This is a genomic window from Caballeronia sp. TF1N1 (assembly GCF_022878925.1).
GTDB lineage: Bacteria > Pseudomonadota > Gammaproteobacteria > Burkholderiales > Burkholderiaceae > Caballeronia.
This window is the reverse complement of sequence record NZ_CP084626.1, coordinates 144,270-158,239: the sequence shown is the minus strand read 5'-3', so window position 1 is coordinate 158,239 and position 13,970 is coordinate 144,270. Positions and strand designations below refer to the sequence as shown.

The following is a 13,970-nucleotide window of genomic DNA, read 5'->3' as shown; positions in this document are numbered from 1 at the left end:
ATCCGGCCTCTTGTTATCAAATATGCTAACCTCAGAAACTGGCGACTGGACGATTGCGTACTACAACGCCCGCGTGAAGCGCGAGATCTTTTCGCTGCCGACAGGCATCCGTTCAGACTACTTGAGACTGCTGCGAATCCTGATGAAGCACGGCCCTGCGTTGCGGCTGCCGCATTCGCGGGCGCTCGGCGATGGTCTGTTCGAACTTCGACTGCACGGCGAAGAAGGTATCGGGCGGGTGTTTTATTGCACGCTGCTCGGCCAGCGGATCGTCATGTTGCACTCCTTCGTCAAGAAGACGCAGCAGACGCCCGACGACGAATTACGCATTGCCCGCAAGCGCATGATGGAGACGAAACGCAATGGCTAAAACCCGGCTGCAACGCGAACTGGAAGAGCGCTACGCTCCGGTTCCCCACACGCGCGAAGACACTGAGCGCATGATGGCGGACCCGGAATTCAAGGCCGCTTACGATGCACTCGAAAGCAAATATGCGCCGCTCGAAGCCTTTCTCGACGCGCGCGTGGCAGCGGGCCTGACACAAGCGCAAGTCGCCGAACGCATGGGAACGACCGCGTCCGCCGTCGCGCGGCTCGAAGCATCGCTTGCCAGCGAAAAACATTCGCCATCGGTATCGACTTTGCGCAAGTACGCTGCGGCTTGCGGCAAGCGGCTAAAGATCTCGCTCGTTTAGCGTGAGGTGAAGGCATCCGGCGTAAGGGCGCGCCGCTACAATACCCGCCATGAACCCACCCTCTTCCTTCGCCCCGGACGCGCCGTGGCGCATCGACCGTAACCGGCTCGCGACGCTGGCCGAGCGGCCTGCCCGCGAGTGGACCATCGAAATCGTCGATGAAACGGGCTCCACGAATGCCGACCTGCTCGCGAAATTTCGCGCCCAGCCGCGCGACAAATCGCACGAGGAAGCGAGCGCGCCGCTTGCGCGCATCGCTTATTTGCAGACAGCGGGACGCGGAAGACGTGGCCGCGCGTGGCTCGCGGAGCCGGGCAACGCGCTTCTGATGTCGGTCGGTTATGTGCTGAAGCGGCCCATCGAGGGCCTTTCGGGTCTAAGTCTCGCCATCGGCACCGCCGTGCTCGACGCGCTCGCGCGCCTACCGCTCACGCCGTCCGCGCGTCCGGCGCTCAAGTGGCCCAACGACGTTCTGCTCGACGACGGCAAGCTCGCCGGCATCCTCATCGAAACGGCATGGAGCACGCCGCAAGCGACGGCGGTGGTGATCGGCATCGGCATCAACTTGCATGGCGTCGAACGGCTCGCCGCTCAGGTCGACGACGTGCACCGCCAAGCAAACGTCGCCGCACCGGGCGCGACCCCGGCCGCGCTTGCGCGCGCCTGGCCGGATGCGAACCTTACCGAGACGCTCGCTGCGCTATTGAACGCGCTCGACGCCGCGCTGCCGCGCTTCGAAGCCGAAGGCTTCCGCCCGTTTCGGCAGCGCTGGATGGACGCACATGCCTACGCCGGGCGCGAAGTCGTGTTGATCGATCAGGGTCTGGAAGTGACGCGTGGCATTGCGGCGGGTGTGGATGACGGAGGCCATCTGCTGATCGACGCGCCCGAAGGACCGCGCGTCGTCGCAACGGGCGAACTGAGTTTGCGCCTGGCGAAGGAGCGTCCGTGAGCGAGGCGCCGTGTTTGCTGATCGACGCGGGCAATAGCCGAATCAAATGGGCGCTCGTGGATTCGCGCGGCGAGTGGATGGCGAACGGGGCGTTCGAGCATGAGCGTGATGAGACGGGTCTTGGCGACGTCGTGAAGCCGCTTCATGGTGCGCTCGATGCACGCGGCTCCGCGCTCTCGCAAACGCCCGCGCAAAGTGACTTAGCGCCGAAGTCGCCTCATGACGCGGCCGATGCACGCGGCTTCGCGTTCTCACAAGCGACCGTGCAAGCTGACCCGGCGCCGAAGCCGCTTCATGACGCATTCGAGGCACGCGATTCGTCGGCGCACACGCACACGAATAAAGCACCCAACGGCGATGACGCGTCCATAACGTCCGAAGCAACAGCGCCAGCGACGCCATCGACCGAAGCCGCCTGGTCCGCGTTACCCACGCCATCGAGCGCGTGGATTTCCAACGTGGCGGGCGCCTCGGTGCAAGCGCGCATCGAACGTATGCTGGATGCACGCTGGCCCAATCTGCGGCGAACGGTCGTCCGGGCGAAAGCGCGGCAATGCGGCGTCGTCAATTGCTACACGGCACCGGATCGCCTCGGCAGCGACCGCTGGTCAGGCATGATCGGCGCGCGGGCAGCGTTTCCGGGCGAACATCTGCTGATTGCCACCTTCGGCACGGCGACGACGCTCGAAGCCTTGCGCGCGGATGGCACGTTCATCGGCGGCCTGATCGCGCCGGGCTGGTCGTTGATGATGCAATCGCTCGGCAGCAACACGGCGCAGTTGCCGACGCTCGATGCCGCATCGGCACGCGCCGCGCTCGACCGAACCGCGAGTCGCTTCGCCACCGATACCGCCGCCGCGCTTTCCGCCGGCTGCCTGCTCGCGCAAGCGAGTCTCATCGAGCGCGCGTGGCACGATCTGCGCGCGCAATGGCAAGCCGAAGTGCGTCTCGTGCTGGGCGGCGGCGCGGCAAATGAAATCGCGGGCGCGCTGTCCGTGCCGCATACTCGCCATGATTCACTCGTGCTGTCCGGCCTGGCGCTCATCGCGCGCGACGCGACTGCGCCGATATCTCGCAAACTCTCTGACTGATTGACGGAGCCCAAGCATGCTGCGCTGGCTGATCGCCCTACTCATTCTGGCCAATCTGCTGATGTTCGCGATCGTGCGCAGCACTTTCGGACCGCTGCCCGCGGCCGGCGCGCGCGAGCCGCATCATCTGCTGGAACAGGTGCATCCGGAAACGCTGGTAACGCGGGCGCTGCATCCCGAAGAGGCGGCGGATCAGCCGCAAGTCGGCGCGCCCGCGCCTGCTGCAAATGTGCAGGAGCGGCCGCTTGGCCAGTGACTGCGTACGGCGCGCGCTTCGTTTTCGATTCCGTGCCTGTCGCGAATTCAGGTGCGCTCACTTGGTCGGTGGGTGCACATAACGTGTGAGTTCGTCGCTGTTCGTGAATGTCTCACCGTGCGGCCCAGCCTGATATTCGGCCGGTGATTCAATGCGTGGGCTCGCATCCGCGCCGGCGGTGTCATCGTGTTTGTCAGTCTGCGATTCGGCGTGGAGTGCATGTACTGCTCGGCGTGCAAACTTTTATGTGTGCCTTGGCGAATGAATGCGCGCAGCCCTGACGGGCGATTCCCGTGCCTTGCGCCTATGCCCGGTAAGCACCTCAACCCTGCGCGCGAACCTTCCTGAGCAACGCAGTCGTCGACCGGTCATGCTCGAACGGAATGGCCAGCGCCGTGCCGCCCCAACCTCGCACGAGCGCCGATTCCGCGAGCTTGTCCATGTCGTAATCGCCGCCCTTCACGAGCACATCGGGATGCACTGCATCGATGAGTTGCAGCGGCGTCGTCTCTTCGAACTTCACCACCCAGTCCACGCTCTCGAGCGCTGCCAGCAACGCCATGCGATCGTCTTCGCGATTGATCGGCCGATCGTCGCCCTTGCCGAGCGTGCGCACGGAGGCATCGCTGTTCACGCCGACGATGAGCGTCGCGCCAAGCGCTTTCGCATCCGCGAGATAACTGACGTGACCGCGATGAAGAATGTCGAAGACGCCGTTGGTGAAAACGACCGGTCCGGCGAGGTTTAAGCGAAGCGCGGCGAGCGCATCGCGCGTGGTGATCTTGCGTTCGAAAGTGGCGGGCATGGCGGCGCTCAGTGCAGTAGAACTCGAAGCGCGATTGTGCCACGCCAGTACGTTCCTCCGAACGTCATCCAGAGGTCATAAGCAAAACGGCCCGCCGGATTGCTCCGGCGAGCCGTTTCACCCATTGCGACCGACGCCAGCCAGAACTCAGGCAGGCTGTTCCGCCGCACCGCCCGATGCCGCTTGCAGACGCTGCACCACTTCTTTGCGATAGCGGTTCAACTCCTGCGCGGTCACGAACGAGCGCTCGAAAAGAATCGAGAGGTTGTGCAGAATGCGCTCCACGACCTTCTTTTCCCAACTGTCGTCGAAGCGGATCTGGTCGTCGAGCCAGCGCTCGAGCCATTCGGGGTCCGGCAGACGCGACTGCACCGTATCACGCGGAAAGAGCGCCTGATTCACATGCAGATTCGTGGGATGCAGCGGCTTTTCCGTGCGACGCGCCGACGCCATCAACACGCCAATCTTGGCGAAGGCGGCGCGCGCAGTGTCGCCCGCTTGCACGAGCGCCTTCTTCATGTAGCGAAGATACGCGCCACCGTGACGCGCTTCGTCGCGCGAAATGGTTTCGTAGATATGCTTGATGACAGGCTCGGTATGCCATTCGGCCGCACGGCGATACCAGTGATTCAGGCGAATCTCGCCGCAGAAATGCAGCATGAGCGTTTCGAGCGGCGGCGCGGGATCGAATTCGAAGCGCACTTCGTGCAGTTCTTCTTCGCTCGGCACGAACTCGGGTTTGAAGCGCCGCAGATATTCCATCAGGACGAGCGAGTGCTTCTGTTCTTCGAAAAACCACACGCTGATGAAAGCCGAGAAGTCACTGTCGTTGTGATTGTCACGCAGGAACATCTCGGTTGCAGGAAGAGCGGACCATTCGGTGATCGCGTTCATCTTGATCGTCTTGGCCTGCTCGTCGGTGAGCAGAGACGCGTCGAACTTGTCCCATGGAATGTCCTTCTCCATGTCCCAACGGACGGATTCCAGCGATTTGTACAGTTCCGGATAAAGCATGGTGTTCATTGTCCACCCCTGATGCCACTTATGCGACGTTATATCTAAGATCTTCGGCACGAGCGTGCGGCGCGAATTGCTGCACGCAAGCAGCCAAGCTTTCAATTTTACGCGGGATTGCGACGGCCAAAGACGAAAACCGACAATGAAGCGCCAGATAATGGCGCGCGGTACGCGTTGCGCTCCGCGTAAACACTGCACTTACGTGCAATGTTGCGTTGTCAGCGTCTTTTCTACCGTGGGTGAGGAGCGAGTCCTGTGCCTGAGGTATGTTCGATCGGCAGCCGCGTGTGCTGCCCGAGGCGTTGTTCCGCCGATGATGCCTGCCGCTGCCGACTGTCATGTGACATGGTCGAGGCTCGGCGCAATTGCGCCGAGCCCTGCGTCAGCGGCGTTCGCCGATCATAGCACGGCGGAATGACGCCACTCGGCCACAGTTTCGTCGATAGGTCCAAGTCCAGGGAGGTGGTCGACGCCTTCCTGAAACTTGCGACGCAATGCAGGACTGCTACCGCCGACCCAAATGCGCACGTGTGGTGGAAGCATGTTGCGCAGGTCCGTTACGCCATTGGCGATGGACTGCGCCGGAAGCACGGCCGAAAACGACAGCGCCACGATATCGATGTCATGCATCTTCACCGCTTCGACGATATCGGTGAGCGGTGTCTGCAGGCCGAGCTGCATGCAGTCGCATTCAGACAGAGTAAACATGGCCTCTGCCATCAGAATGCCAAGCCCGTGACCTTCGCCCGACAAAGTGGTGAGCAGCACGCGCGGCCGTCCGCCACGTCCGCGCAGCGCATCGGAGAGCGGTCGAATCAGGGAACGCAGAGTGCTTTGAATCGCCTCGCTAAAGAGATGCTCGTGGTACACCTGCAGCGTACCCGCCGCCCACGCATTGCCGACGCGAGCCGCGAGCGGCGCCGCCACGTCCACGACGAAACGTTCCAAACCGTCGCGGGTCGCGCGCTTCAGGAGCAGAAAACGGAACTCGTCGTAGGCGCCCGAGCGCAGCAGCGAAACCATGTGATCGAGTTCGACGTCCGGCGCATCCTGTCCCACACCCGACGACTGCGCCAGTTCCTGCAGTGCTTCGACTGGCTGCACGAGAACCTTGCTCGGCCGATGCCCCGCATCCAGCAGACGTTTGACGAGCCGCAGCTTGGACACCTGCTCTTGCGGATACAGGCGTTCGCCGCCGGCTGAACGCATGGGTTGCGGAAAGCCGTAGCGGCGCTCCCAAACGCGCAAGGTGTCTTTTGTCAGACCTATTTCCTGCGCGATTGCACCAATACCAACGCCGGATACCGCGAATTCAGCCGAATGGCTGTAGGACGATCTTTCGGATGACGCCGTCCCGTCGGACACCCGTTCAAATTCTTGCTCAGATTGATTTGTCATGGACAATTCGGATTGAAAGCGAACACACGTACACTCGCACAGGGCGTTCCCGGCAACGCGGTTGGACAAAACCTTCCGAACAACCATCCAATCATAGACAAAAACTAGTCTGATCAGCGGCGTCGCGATTGCGGGGAACGAACGATTGCCATACAACGAACCGCCCGCGATACGTCCGGGCGGACTGTTGCGTTATTGGATATACGGAGAGAGTCGGCGTTTGGACGCACGCCGAGCGTTAAAAGTGGAATCGGGCAGAGCATACGAGGAACTTGCCCGAAAGCAAAAATAAGCCGGAGGAATGTGTGTGCCCCCGGCAGCTAGCTCGACTACTCTGCTTTCTTGCGCGGCGCGGCTTTCCTTGCGGGCGCTTTCTTCGCGGCGGTATCGGACGCCTTGTCGCCGTTATCGGAGTCGGATGTCGAGGACGCCGCGGCGTCACCGGATTCCGGCTGTACACCCGGCGCGCCCGTCATGCCGGGCTGCATCATGGCGAGATGCGCCAATTGGTTGAATTGCGATTGCAGCACGTTCCACCAGCCGCTCGGATCGAACCCGGGCGGCAGCGCGGCATCCGCATTGGCTTCGTCCGACTCCTCGCTCGACGCCGCCGGTTGCGCCGCCGCTTGTGGCGGAGGCGTTTCCTTCGCCGCGCCGGTCATCGGCCAGCCGGCTGCAGATTTCGGCTTCTCGGCAGGCGTTTGCTTGCCTTCCATCGACGTCTGCGCGTACGCGCCGAACGCACGCAACGTGGCGAGTGTCGCCCGCTGCACTTCTAGCGCCTGAATCGCCGATTGCAGCATGCTGAGGTTGAGCTTCAGCCACTGCTCGACCGCGCGCATGTCGGTCACGCGCTTGTCGAGTTCCTCGATGTTGGTGAGCGGCGCCATCATGTCGGACATCGCCGAGAGCGACGGACCCATGCCCTGACCGCCGCCCTGCATCGCGGCGGCGAACGGATTCAGGCGCATCAGCTCCCACATCTTGCCCATCATGTCGGCCTGGCCGAATCCGGGAAAACCGGGCATCGTGAATGGCGAGTTGCCGCCGGCGTTGTCGGTCATTGTTCTCTCCTCAGCAAGGTGTTCGGGTGCCCCGATTCAGAACGGCGCGCCGCCGGGGAAGTCCGGCGCGCGACGCTCTCGCAACGAGCGCATGCCTTCGTGCACGTCTGGTCCTGCAAAACCCATGAATTCGAGCGCGAGGGACGTATCGAATGTGGGTCCCGCCGAGCGCAGCCAGTTGTTCAGCGCGTACTTGGTCCAGCGGATCGCGGTCTGCGAGCCATGCGCGAGACGGTTCGCGACTTCGAGCGCCTTCGGCATCAAGTCGCTTTCCTCGACCGCGAGCGACACGAGCCCGATGCGTTCCGCTTCCTCGCCGCTCACCGGCTCGCACAGCAACAAATAGTACTTGGCCTTGGCCATGCCGCACAGCAGCGGCCAGACGATGGCCGCGTGATCGCCCGCTGCAACGCCCAGGCGCGTATGGCCGTCGATGATGCGCGCCGTCTTCGATGCGATCGAAATATCCGCGAGCAAACCCGCGACGAGTCCCGCGCCGACGGCCGGACCATGCATGGCGGAAACGATAGGCTTGCTGCAGTTGATCACGTTGTACACGAGATCGCGCGCCTCGCGCCACACGCGGGCGCGCACGTCGAAGTCGTTGGCCATTTCCTCGACGAGCCCGAGATCGCCGCCCGCCGAAAAGCCCTTGCCTTCGCCGCGAATCAGCGCGACGCGCGTGTCGGGATCGCGGTCGATATCGCGCCAGATTTCCGCGAGTTCGCGATGCATGTTGGCATCGGCGGTAGAGAGGCCGCTTTTGTTCGCGCCCGCGCCGGGCATCACGACTTCGAGCACGCCATCCGCATGGCGGCGCAGTTCGAGCGAGCGGTAATTCGAGTACAGGGCAAGGTCGGTCATGTCGATGTCAGGTTGCGTTCAGCGCGGCTGATAGATCCAATTGCCGTCGCGAATCTCGACCATCACGCGCGCGCGTTGATCGAGACCGATGTGATCGTTGGGCGTCATGTTGACCTGCCCGTTGGTATCGGCGAACTGCTTCGTGCTTTCGAGCGCGTCGCGCAGCGCGGCGCGAAACGCGGGCGTGCCGGGCGCGCCCGCTTTCAACGCGATGGGCACGGCGCGATCGAGCAGCATGCCCGCATCCCACGCATACGAGCCGAACGCGGAGACCGAGCCCGCGCCCTGCTTCGTTTCGTACAGTTTGATGTAGTCGAGCGCGAGGCGCTTCGCCGGATGATCGTCGGGCAACTGGGCGGCAACGAGCACCGGGCTCGCAGGCAGAAAGGTGCCGTTGCAGTCCGTGCCGCACACGCGCAGGAAATCGCGATTACCCACGCCGTGGTTGTGATAGACCTTGCCCTTGAAGCCGCGCTGCGCGAGCGTCTTGGGTGGCAAGGCGGCAGGCGTGCCGGCCGCGCCGACGACCACGGCATCAGGCTTCGCCGCAAGAATCTTGAGAATCTGGCCGGTCACGCTCGGGTCGGTGCGATTGAACCGCTCGTTGGCCACGACTTCGATCTTGTGGATCTGCGCGAACTTCGCGACTTCCGCGTAGAAGGTTTCGCCGAGCGCGTCTGCCTGGCCGATGAACGCAATCGTCTTCACGCCGTGATTGCTCGCGTGTTCCGCAATGGCCGATGCCATCATCGCGTCGGTCTGCGGCGTCTTGAAGACCCAGCGCCGTTTATCGTCCACGGGCTCGATGATCTTCGCCGACGAAGCGAGCGAGATCATGGGCGTCTGACCTTGCGACACGACATCGATCATGGCGAGCGAGTTCGGCGTGATCGACGAACCGATGATCGCGTCGACCTGATCTTCGCTGATTAGCTTCTTCGTGGTCTGCACCGCTTGCGTGGTGTCGGATGCGTCGTCGAGCACGATGTAGTCGACCGCTCGGCCGCCCATTTCCTTGGGCAGAAGCGCGACGGTTTCGCGAGCCGGAATGCCGAGCGATGCAGCCGGCCCCGTCAGCGAGAGCACGAGACCGATCTTCACGTGCGGCGTCTGCGCGATGGCCCCAGTCGTCATGAACACCGAGGCGAATGCCAGCGCCGCCGCCATCCTCCACTTGCCTTTGCGCATGGAACGTCTCCTTGTTGTTTTATTCGCGCTTTAGTTCGAACTTCATTCACGCCGCAGCGCCCGGCAAGTGTAAGACGGCAAAGACTCGCGACGCATCGGGCTAAACCCCGCCGCGCGCTCGGTGCCTTAGTGCTCCAGTTGCGTCACGGCTTGATCGATCGCGCCGAAGATGGACTTGCCGCGCTCGTCGAACATCTCGATCTTCACGCTGTCGCCGAACTTCATGAACTCCGTCTCTGCCGCGCCGTGCTCGATGACTTCGAGGCAGCGCTTCTCCGCGATACAGCAGTAGCCGCGCCGCGCGTCCTTGTTGGAGATGGTGCCCGAGCCGACGATGGACCCCGCGCGCAGGTTGCGCGTCTTTGCCGCGTGCGCGATCAACTGGCCGAAGTGGAAGACCATATCGACGCCGCATTCCGGCTGACCGACCTTCTTGCCGTTCCAGTGCACGATCATCGGGCGATGCACGCGGCCTTCGCTCCAGGCGTCGCCGAGTTCGTCGGGCGTGACGGCCACGGGCGCGAACGCGCTCGCGGGCTTGCTCTGAAAGAAGCCGAAGCCTTTCGCCAGTTCGGGCGGAATCAGATTGCGCAACGACACATCGTTGACGAGCATCAGCAAGCGCACGCTCTTCAACGCTTCATCGGGCGTGGGCGCCATCGGGACATCCGACGTGATGACCGCCACTTCCGCTTCGAAGTCGATGCCGAACGATTCGGACGCGCACACGATATCGTCCGTCGGCCCGATGAAATCGTCGCTACCGCCCTGATACATCAACGGATCGGTCCAGAACTCGGGCGGCATTTCCGCGCCGCGCGCGCGCCGCACGAGTTCGACGTGATTCACGTAGGCCGAGCCGTCCGCCCACTGGAAGGCGCGCGGCAACGGCGCCATGCAGGCTTTGGGTTCGAACGTGAAGCTATTGCGTGCGCGCGATTGATTCAGCGCTTCGTAGACGTCCATGAGTTGCGGCGCATAGAAGGCCCAGTCGTCGAGCGCGCGTTGCAGCGTCGAGACGATTCCATCGGCGATGGCCGCGGTGCGCAAGTCGCGCGAGACGACGACGAGTTGGCCGTCGCGCGTGCCGTCTTTCAGCGTGGCGAGTTTCATAGAGCGAAGGGTAAGCCGTGATGACGTTAAGGAAAATCTATTTTACGATGGTGAATCGCCGGTCGATGAGTCGGCCATTCGGCATAAGCCCTTTTACACGCTCCAGATGGATGAATCCCAGGACGACGACCTCGTCGACACCGCTTCAGAAAAAACCCGCTCGGGCATCCAATCGATCGAAGTCGGCTTTCGTCTGCTCGACGTGCTCACCAACGAACCGCGTGCCATGATGTTGCGCGATCTTGCGCAGCGGGCCGGCATGAGCCCGGCGAAGGCCCATCGCTATCTGGTGAGCTTCGTGCGGCTTGGGCTGGCATCGCAAGATCCTTTGTCGGGGCGCTACGAGCTCGGCGGCTTCGCCTTGCAGATGGGACTGGCACGCCTTGCACGCGTCGATGGCGTAAAGCTCGCGCGTCTGGCGCTTGCGCAATTGCGCGACAGGCTGGATCAGACGGTCGGCATCGCCGTGTGGGGCAATCAGGGGCCGACCGTCGTGCACTGGATGGAATCGAGCTATCCGGCGAAGGCATCGCTCAAGCTCGGCGATGTCATGCCGCTGCTTTCGTCGGCAACTGGTCTGCTGTTCGCGGCTTACCTGCCGCGCAGCAAGACGCAGGCGATGCTCGCGCGTGAACTCGCCACCACGAAGAAAACGCTCGCGGATGTCGAGCCGCTTCTCGCCGATGTGCGCGAACATGGCGCGGCGCGCGTGGAAGGCATGCTGTTGCCATCGATTCATGCATTCTGCACGCCGGTTTTCGATTCGACGGGCGAACTCGCACTAGGTTTGATCGCACTGGGTCACGAAGGCGCGTTCGACACGCGCTGGGACGGTGAAATCGATTCCGCGCTGCGTGAGTGCGCGCGCGGTTTGTCGTATGAGCTGGGTTATGCGGAAGACGAGCGCTCGCTTTGACGCGTTTTGTAAAAGCTTCGCGTGCGAGGCGCATTCAAGGAACATCGTTTCGTTCAAATGTGTCGAAAACGTTCCTCGTGTTCCGTAACACGCGCCTTTCCGTCGCTTCGTTCAATGCCACTTTTCCCGTTTCGCCGTCGAAGTACTGCTTTCGCATCCGGCGAGCCATCCGATGCCGAAAACCCTCCGCGCCGCTGGGGCCGCTGGGCGCTGGTCATTCTGATCGTCGTGTGTCTGCACTTGGGCGCGATGCGCTGGGTTGGCCGTGCGCAACGGCCGGTTAATCCGCCGCCGGAAAACCCACCCGTGCAGGTCGAACTGTTGACACAGAAACCGGTTGCGCTGCCTGCACCACAGCCTCGCACGCCTGCACAGACGCCCGTCAAACCTGCACCGACGAAGGCTGTCGAACCACCGAAGCCCACACCCCAACCGAAGCCAGCCGCACCGGCGCCAACGCCCACACCGTCAACAACGCCCGCGCCGCCTGTCACCCCAGTCGTTGCCGATGACGACACCGCCCAAGCACAAGCCGCCGCGATTGCAGCCGCTTCTGCCGCTTCTGCATCCGCGCAAGCTGCCGTGCCTGCATCGCAGCCAGTCGTCGCATCCGGCGACAAGTTCAGCGTGCCGCCATCCGGCGAGCTTCGTTACGACACGCTCGTGAACGGCGTCATGAATCAGACCGGCACCATTCACTGGACGAACGATGGACAGCATTACGAGATGGTCGTTTCCATTCCGCTGCCCTTCGTCGGTCCATACGTCTATTCGAGCAAAGGTCACATCGATACCTTCGGCATCGCGCCGGACCAGTATTCCGAACAACGCGGCCGCCGCGCCGCCGATATCGCCGTGTTCAATCGCGAGACCAGACAGATCGTCTATACGCGTACGCCCAATAGCCAGCCGCTCGCCGATGGTGCGCAGGACCGCTTTAGCGTGGTCATGCAATTGTCCAGTCTGGTGCGCGGATCGCCCGATCAATACAAGCCTGGCGTGACGCGCCAGTTCAGCGTCGCCGATAACGACAGCAACGAAGTCTGGGCACTCGAAACCGTCGGCGACGAAAACGTGCAGTCGCGCGGCGGATTCACCACAGCGCGCCACTTCACGCGCCTGCCGCGCCGCGAAGGGGACAAACGCAAGCTCGACATCTGGCTCGCGCCCGCGCTCGGCTGGCTGCCTGTGCGTATTCTGCAAACCGAACCGAATGGCATGCAGATCGAAATGCTGTGGGCGGACAAGTTGGGAATAGCTCCCGAAGCGCGCTAAGACGACGATTCAGGCACGCCGGATGCGTATGAAGAATCCGCGTCACGGCAATGCAGTGGCCCGGACCTCGAACTGACACCGCTGTGCGCACGAAAAAACGGAGACAGCAGCGCAAACCGCATTCTCCACGGAGCCGATATGCAGTTGACGATCAATGGCATCGACACACGGTATGTTCTCGACAACGAAGGAGGCGGCCCGACGCTCACCTTCATCCACCAACTTGGAGGCGATCTCTCGGTGTGGGACCAGATGGCGGGATACTTCCGTCATGGCTACAACGTGTTGCGTTATGACCTGCGCGGACATGGAAGGACTGCGGTATCGCAGGACGCGTTCAGTATCGGGGACCTGGCCGATGACTTGGCCGAATTGCTCGACGAGCTCGGCGCAAAGACCACGCACCTTGTGGGCTTATCCATTGGCGGCATGGTCGCGCAGACGTTTGCGATCAACCATGCGGATAAAGTGGATTCGCTGACGGTCGTCGGTGCGCCGGCGTTTATTCCAGAAGAAGCGCAGCCTACCTTTCGTCAACGGGCAGCTTCCGTGCGCGAAAACGGCGTAGCGAGTATGGTGGATGCAACGCTCGAACGCTGGCTGACGCCGCAATTTCGCAAGGCGCATCCGGAAGTGGTCGAGCAAATTGGCGAAACGATTGCGCAAACGCCCGTCGAAGGTTTCGCCCGCGCGGCTGAAGCAGTCAGCCGTTTCAACGTCCGGGACAAGCTCGCAGCCATCGAGAAACCCACGCTGGTAATTGCCGGCGAGCACGACAGTGGCACGCCACATGCTGCATCTCAGGTGATTGCCGATACCGTACCAGGCGCGCGATTCGAACTACTCAACGCAGCGCACCTAAGCCCGGTCGAGGAGTCGCAACGGTTTTGCGCATTGTTGAATGACTTCTTGCGCACGTCCGCGTCATAAGCTTTTCGCGTCAAAAGCTTCACAAGAAAGCCTCGATAAACCGGCATCACGTCGAGGCCACCCCTTGAATTCCCACCCGAGCGCTCCAATTACGGTGCAGGATTGCCAGGAGCAACAGGAATAAGGAGTGTCGCCATGCAAATGATCTACAACAGCCCTAACTATTGCGTCGTTGAGTTCCCGCCGCAGGACAATCATCTTGCGATGATGTCGGGCGGCTATGAGATCGTCGACAAAAATACGCAGCGGGAAATCTTCATCGACGGTGCGCTTGCCGCCAAGTTTCGCGAGCACGTGCAGAAACTGATCGAAGAAGAACCGTCGCTCGAAGACGTCGATGAATTCCTCGGTCAGTTCGATATCTTGATGAATCAGCCGGTGGTGCTCCACTGAAACTCGACTGCGC

Annotated in this window: 16 protein-coding genes and 1 pseudogene; 10 read left to right on the top strand and 7 right to left on the bottom strand. The window is 62.3% G+C overall.

The features are described from left to right. The first annotated feature begins 22 nt into the window (after positions 1-22). The 6 genes and pseudogenes from LDZ28_RS00755 (at position 23) to LDZ28_RS00730 (ending at position 2,994) form a co-directional block, all read left to right on the top strand. Positions 23-370, top strand: coding sequence for a type II toxin-antitoxin system RelE/ParE family toxin (locus tag LDZ28_RS00755; protein ID WP_244826844.1), 348 nt, complete (start codon positions 23-25; stop codon positions 368-370). Beyond that, on the top strand, positions 363-695 hold the full coding sequence (locus LDZ28_RS00750; RefSeq protein ID WP_244826843.1) for a helix-turn-helix domain-containing protein: 333 nt from the start codon (positions 363-365) through the stop codon (positions 693-695). The genes LDZ28_RS00755 and LDZ28_RS00750 overlap by 8 nt, the downstream gene beginning before the upstream one ends. 49 nt (positions 696-744) lie before the next feature. Continuing rightward, complete coding sequence (locus LDZ28_RS00745; RefSeq protein ID WP_244826842.1) at positions 745-1,647, top strand: biotin--[acetyl-CoA-carboxylase] ligase; 903 nt, start codon at positions 745-747, stop codon at positions 1,645-1,647. Continuing rightward, positions 1,644-1,757, top strand: a pseudogene (locus LDZ28_RS00740) (pantothenate kinase); the annotation flags it as partial. The gene LDZ28_RS00745 and the pseudogene LDZ28_RS00740, both read left to right, overlap by 4 nt. Before the next feature lie 153 nt (positions 1,758-1,910). Further along, on the top strand, positions 1,911-2,738 hold the full coding sequence (locus LDZ28_RS00735) for a type III pantothenate kinase (protein ID WP_244827947.1): 828 nt from the start codon (positions 1,911-1,913) through the stop codon (positions 2,736-2,738). Positions 2,739-2,754: 16 nt separating this feature from the next. After that, positions 2,755-2,994, top strand: coding sequence for a hypothetical protein (locus LDZ28_RS00730; RefSeq protein ID WP_244826841.1), 240 nt, complete (start codon positions 2,755-2,757; stop codon positions 2,992-2,994). 322 nt (positions 2,995-3,316) lie between these two features. Here LDZ28_RS00730 and rfaE2 read toward each other — a convergent pair whose 3' ends face one another. The 7 genes from rfaE2 to LDZ28_RS00695 all read right to left on the bottom strand — a co-directional run bounded on the left by rfaE2 (position 3,317) and on the right by LDZ28_RS00695 (position 10,443). Continuing rightward, positions 3,317-3,799: a D-glycero-beta-D-manno-heptose 1-phosphate adenylyltransferase gene (rfaE2, locus tag LDZ28_RS00725; protein WP_244826840.1), complete on the bottom strand. Its 483-nt coding sequence runs from the start codon at positions 3,797-3,799 to the stop codon at positions 3,317-3,319. A gap of 147 nt (positions 3,800-3,946) precedes the next feature. Then, complete coding sequence (locus LDZ28_RS00720; protein WP_244826839.1) at positions 3,947-4,822, bottom strand: ferritin-like domain-containing protein; 876 nt, start codon at positions 4,820-4,822, stop codon at positions 3,947-3,949. A gap of 393 nt (positions 4,823-5,215) precedes the next feature. Beyond that, on the bottom strand, positions 5,216-6,370 hold the full coding sequence (locus LDZ28_RS00715; protein WP_244826838.1) for a MerR family transcriptional regulator: 1,155 nt from the start codon (positions 6,368-6,370) through the stop codon (positions 5,216-5,218). 173 nt (positions 6,371-6,543) lie between these two features. After that, entirely contained in the window at positions 6,544-7,278 is a 735-nt protein-coding gene (locus LDZ28_RS00710; RefSeq protein WP_244826837.1) for a PhaM family polyhydroxyalkanoate granule multifunctional regulatory protein, read from the bottom strand. A gap of 36 nt (positions 7,279-7,314) precedes the next feature. After that, complete coding sequence (locus LDZ28_RS00705; protein WP_244826836.1) at positions 7,315-8,142, bottom strand: enoyl-CoA hydratase/isomerase family protein; 828 nt, start codon at positions 8,140-8,142, stop codon at positions 7,315-7,317. 18 nt (positions 8,143-8,160) lie between these two features. Continuing rightward, positions 8,161-9,330: an ABC transporter substrate-binding protein gene (locus LDZ28_RS00700; protein ID WP_310394674.1), complete on the bottom strand. Its 1,170-nt coding sequence runs from the start codon at positions 9,328-9,330 to the stop codon at positions 8,161-8,163. A gap of 126 nt (positions 9,331-9,456) precedes the next feature. Continuing rightward, positions 9,457-10,443, bottom strand: a complete 987-nt coding sequence (locus tag LDZ28_RS00695) for a fumarylacetoacetate hydrolase family protein (RefSeq protein WP_244826835.1) — start codon at positions 10,441-10,443, stop codon at positions 9,457-9,459. Positions 10,444-10,549: 106 nt separating this feature from the next. Here LDZ28_RS00695 and LDZ28_RS00690 point away from each other — a divergent pair, with 106 nt between their 5' ends. The 4 genes from LDZ28_RS00690 to LDZ28_RS00675 all read left to right on the top strand — a co-directional run bounded on the left by LDZ28_RS00690 (position 10,550) and on the right by LDZ28_RS00675 (position 13,957). Continuing rightward, on the top strand, positions 10,550-11,359 hold the full coding sequence (locus LDZ28_RS00690) for an IclR family transcriptional regulator (protein WP_244826834.1): 810 nt from the start codon (positions 10,550-10,552) through the stop codon (positions 11,357-11,359). 114 nt (positions 11,360-11,473) lie between these two features. Further along, positions 11,474-12,634: a DUF3108 domain-containing protein gene (locus LDZ28_RS00685; protein WP_244826833.1), complete on the top strand. Its 1,161-nt coding sequence runs from the start codon at positions 11,474-11,476 to the stop codon at positions 12,632-12,634. A gap of 138 nt (positions 12,635-12,772) precedes the next feature. Further along, complete coding sequence (locus LDZ28_RS00680) at positions 12,773-13,564, top strand: alpha/beta fold hydrolase (RefSeq protein WP_244826832.1); 792 nt, start codon at positions 12,773-12,775, stop codon at positions 13,562-13,564. 135 nt (positions 13,565-13,699) lie between these two features. Continuing rightward, positions 13,700-13,957, top strand: a complete 258-nt coding sequence (locus LDZ28_RS00675; protein WP_244826831.1) for a DUF3567 domain-containing protein — start codon at positions 13,700-13,702, stop codon at positions 13,955-13,957. Positions 13,958-13,970 lie beyond the last annotated feature (13 nt).

Bases quoted from the DNA above. Each gene is read 5' to 3' on its own strand.
- LDZ28_RS00755 (WP_244826844.1), top strand. From the start codon at position 23: ATGCTAACCTCAGAAACTGGCGACTGGACGATTGCGTACTACAACGCC.
- LDZ28_RS00720 (WP_244826839.1), bottom strand. From the start codon at position 4,822: ATGAACACCATGCTTTATCCGGAACTGTACAAATCGCTGGAATCCGTC.
- LDZ28_RS00705 (WP_244826836.1), bottom strand. From the start codon at position 8,142: ATGACCGACCTTGCCCTGTACTCGAATTACCGCTCGCTCGAACTGCGC.
- LDZ28_RS00675 (WP_244826831.1), top strand. From the start codon at position 13,700: ATGCAAATGATCTACAACAGCCCTAACTATTGCGTCGTTGAGTTCCCG.
- rfaE2 (WP_244826840.1), bottom strand. From the start codon at position 3,799: ATGCCCGCCACTTTCGAACGCAAGATCACCACGCGCGATGCGCTCGCC.
- LDZ28_RS00680 (WP_244826832.1), top strand. From the start codon at position 12,773: ATGCAGTTGACGATCAATGGCATCGACACACGGTATGTTCTCGACAAC.
- LDZ28_RS00690 (WP_244826834.1), top strand. From the start codon at position 10,550: ATGGATGAATCCCAGGACGACGACCTCGTCGACACCGCTTCAGAAAAA.
- LDZ28_RS00685 (WP_244826833.1), top strand. From the start codon at position 11,474: ATGCCACTTTTCCCGTTTCGCCGTCGAAGTACTGCTTTCGCATCCGGC.
- LDZ28_RS00710 (WP_244826837.1), bottom strand. From the start codon at position 7,278: ATGACCGACAACGCCGGCGGCAACTCGCCATTCACGATGCCCGGTTTT.
- LDZ28_RS00730 (WP_244826841.1), top strand. From the start codon at position 2,755: ATGCTGCGCTGGCTGATCGCCCTACTCATTCTGGCCAATCTGCTGATG.
- LDZ28_RS00695 (WP_244826835.1), bottom strand. From the start codon at position 10,443: ATGAAACTCGCCACGCTGAAAGACGGCACGCGCGACGGCCAACTCGTC.
- LDZ28_RS00750 (WP_244826843.1), top strand. From the start codon at position 363: ATGGCTAAAACCCGGCTGCAACGCGAACTGGAAGAGCGCTACGCTCCG.
- LDZ28_RS00700 (WP_310394674.1), bottom strand. From the start codon at position 9,330: ATGCGCAAAGGCAAGTGGAGGATGGCGGCGGCGCTGGCATTCGCCTCG.
- LDZ28_RS00745 (WP_244826842.1), top strand. From the start codon at position 745: ATGAACCCACCCTCTTCCTTCGCCCCGGACGCGCCGTGGCGCATCGAC.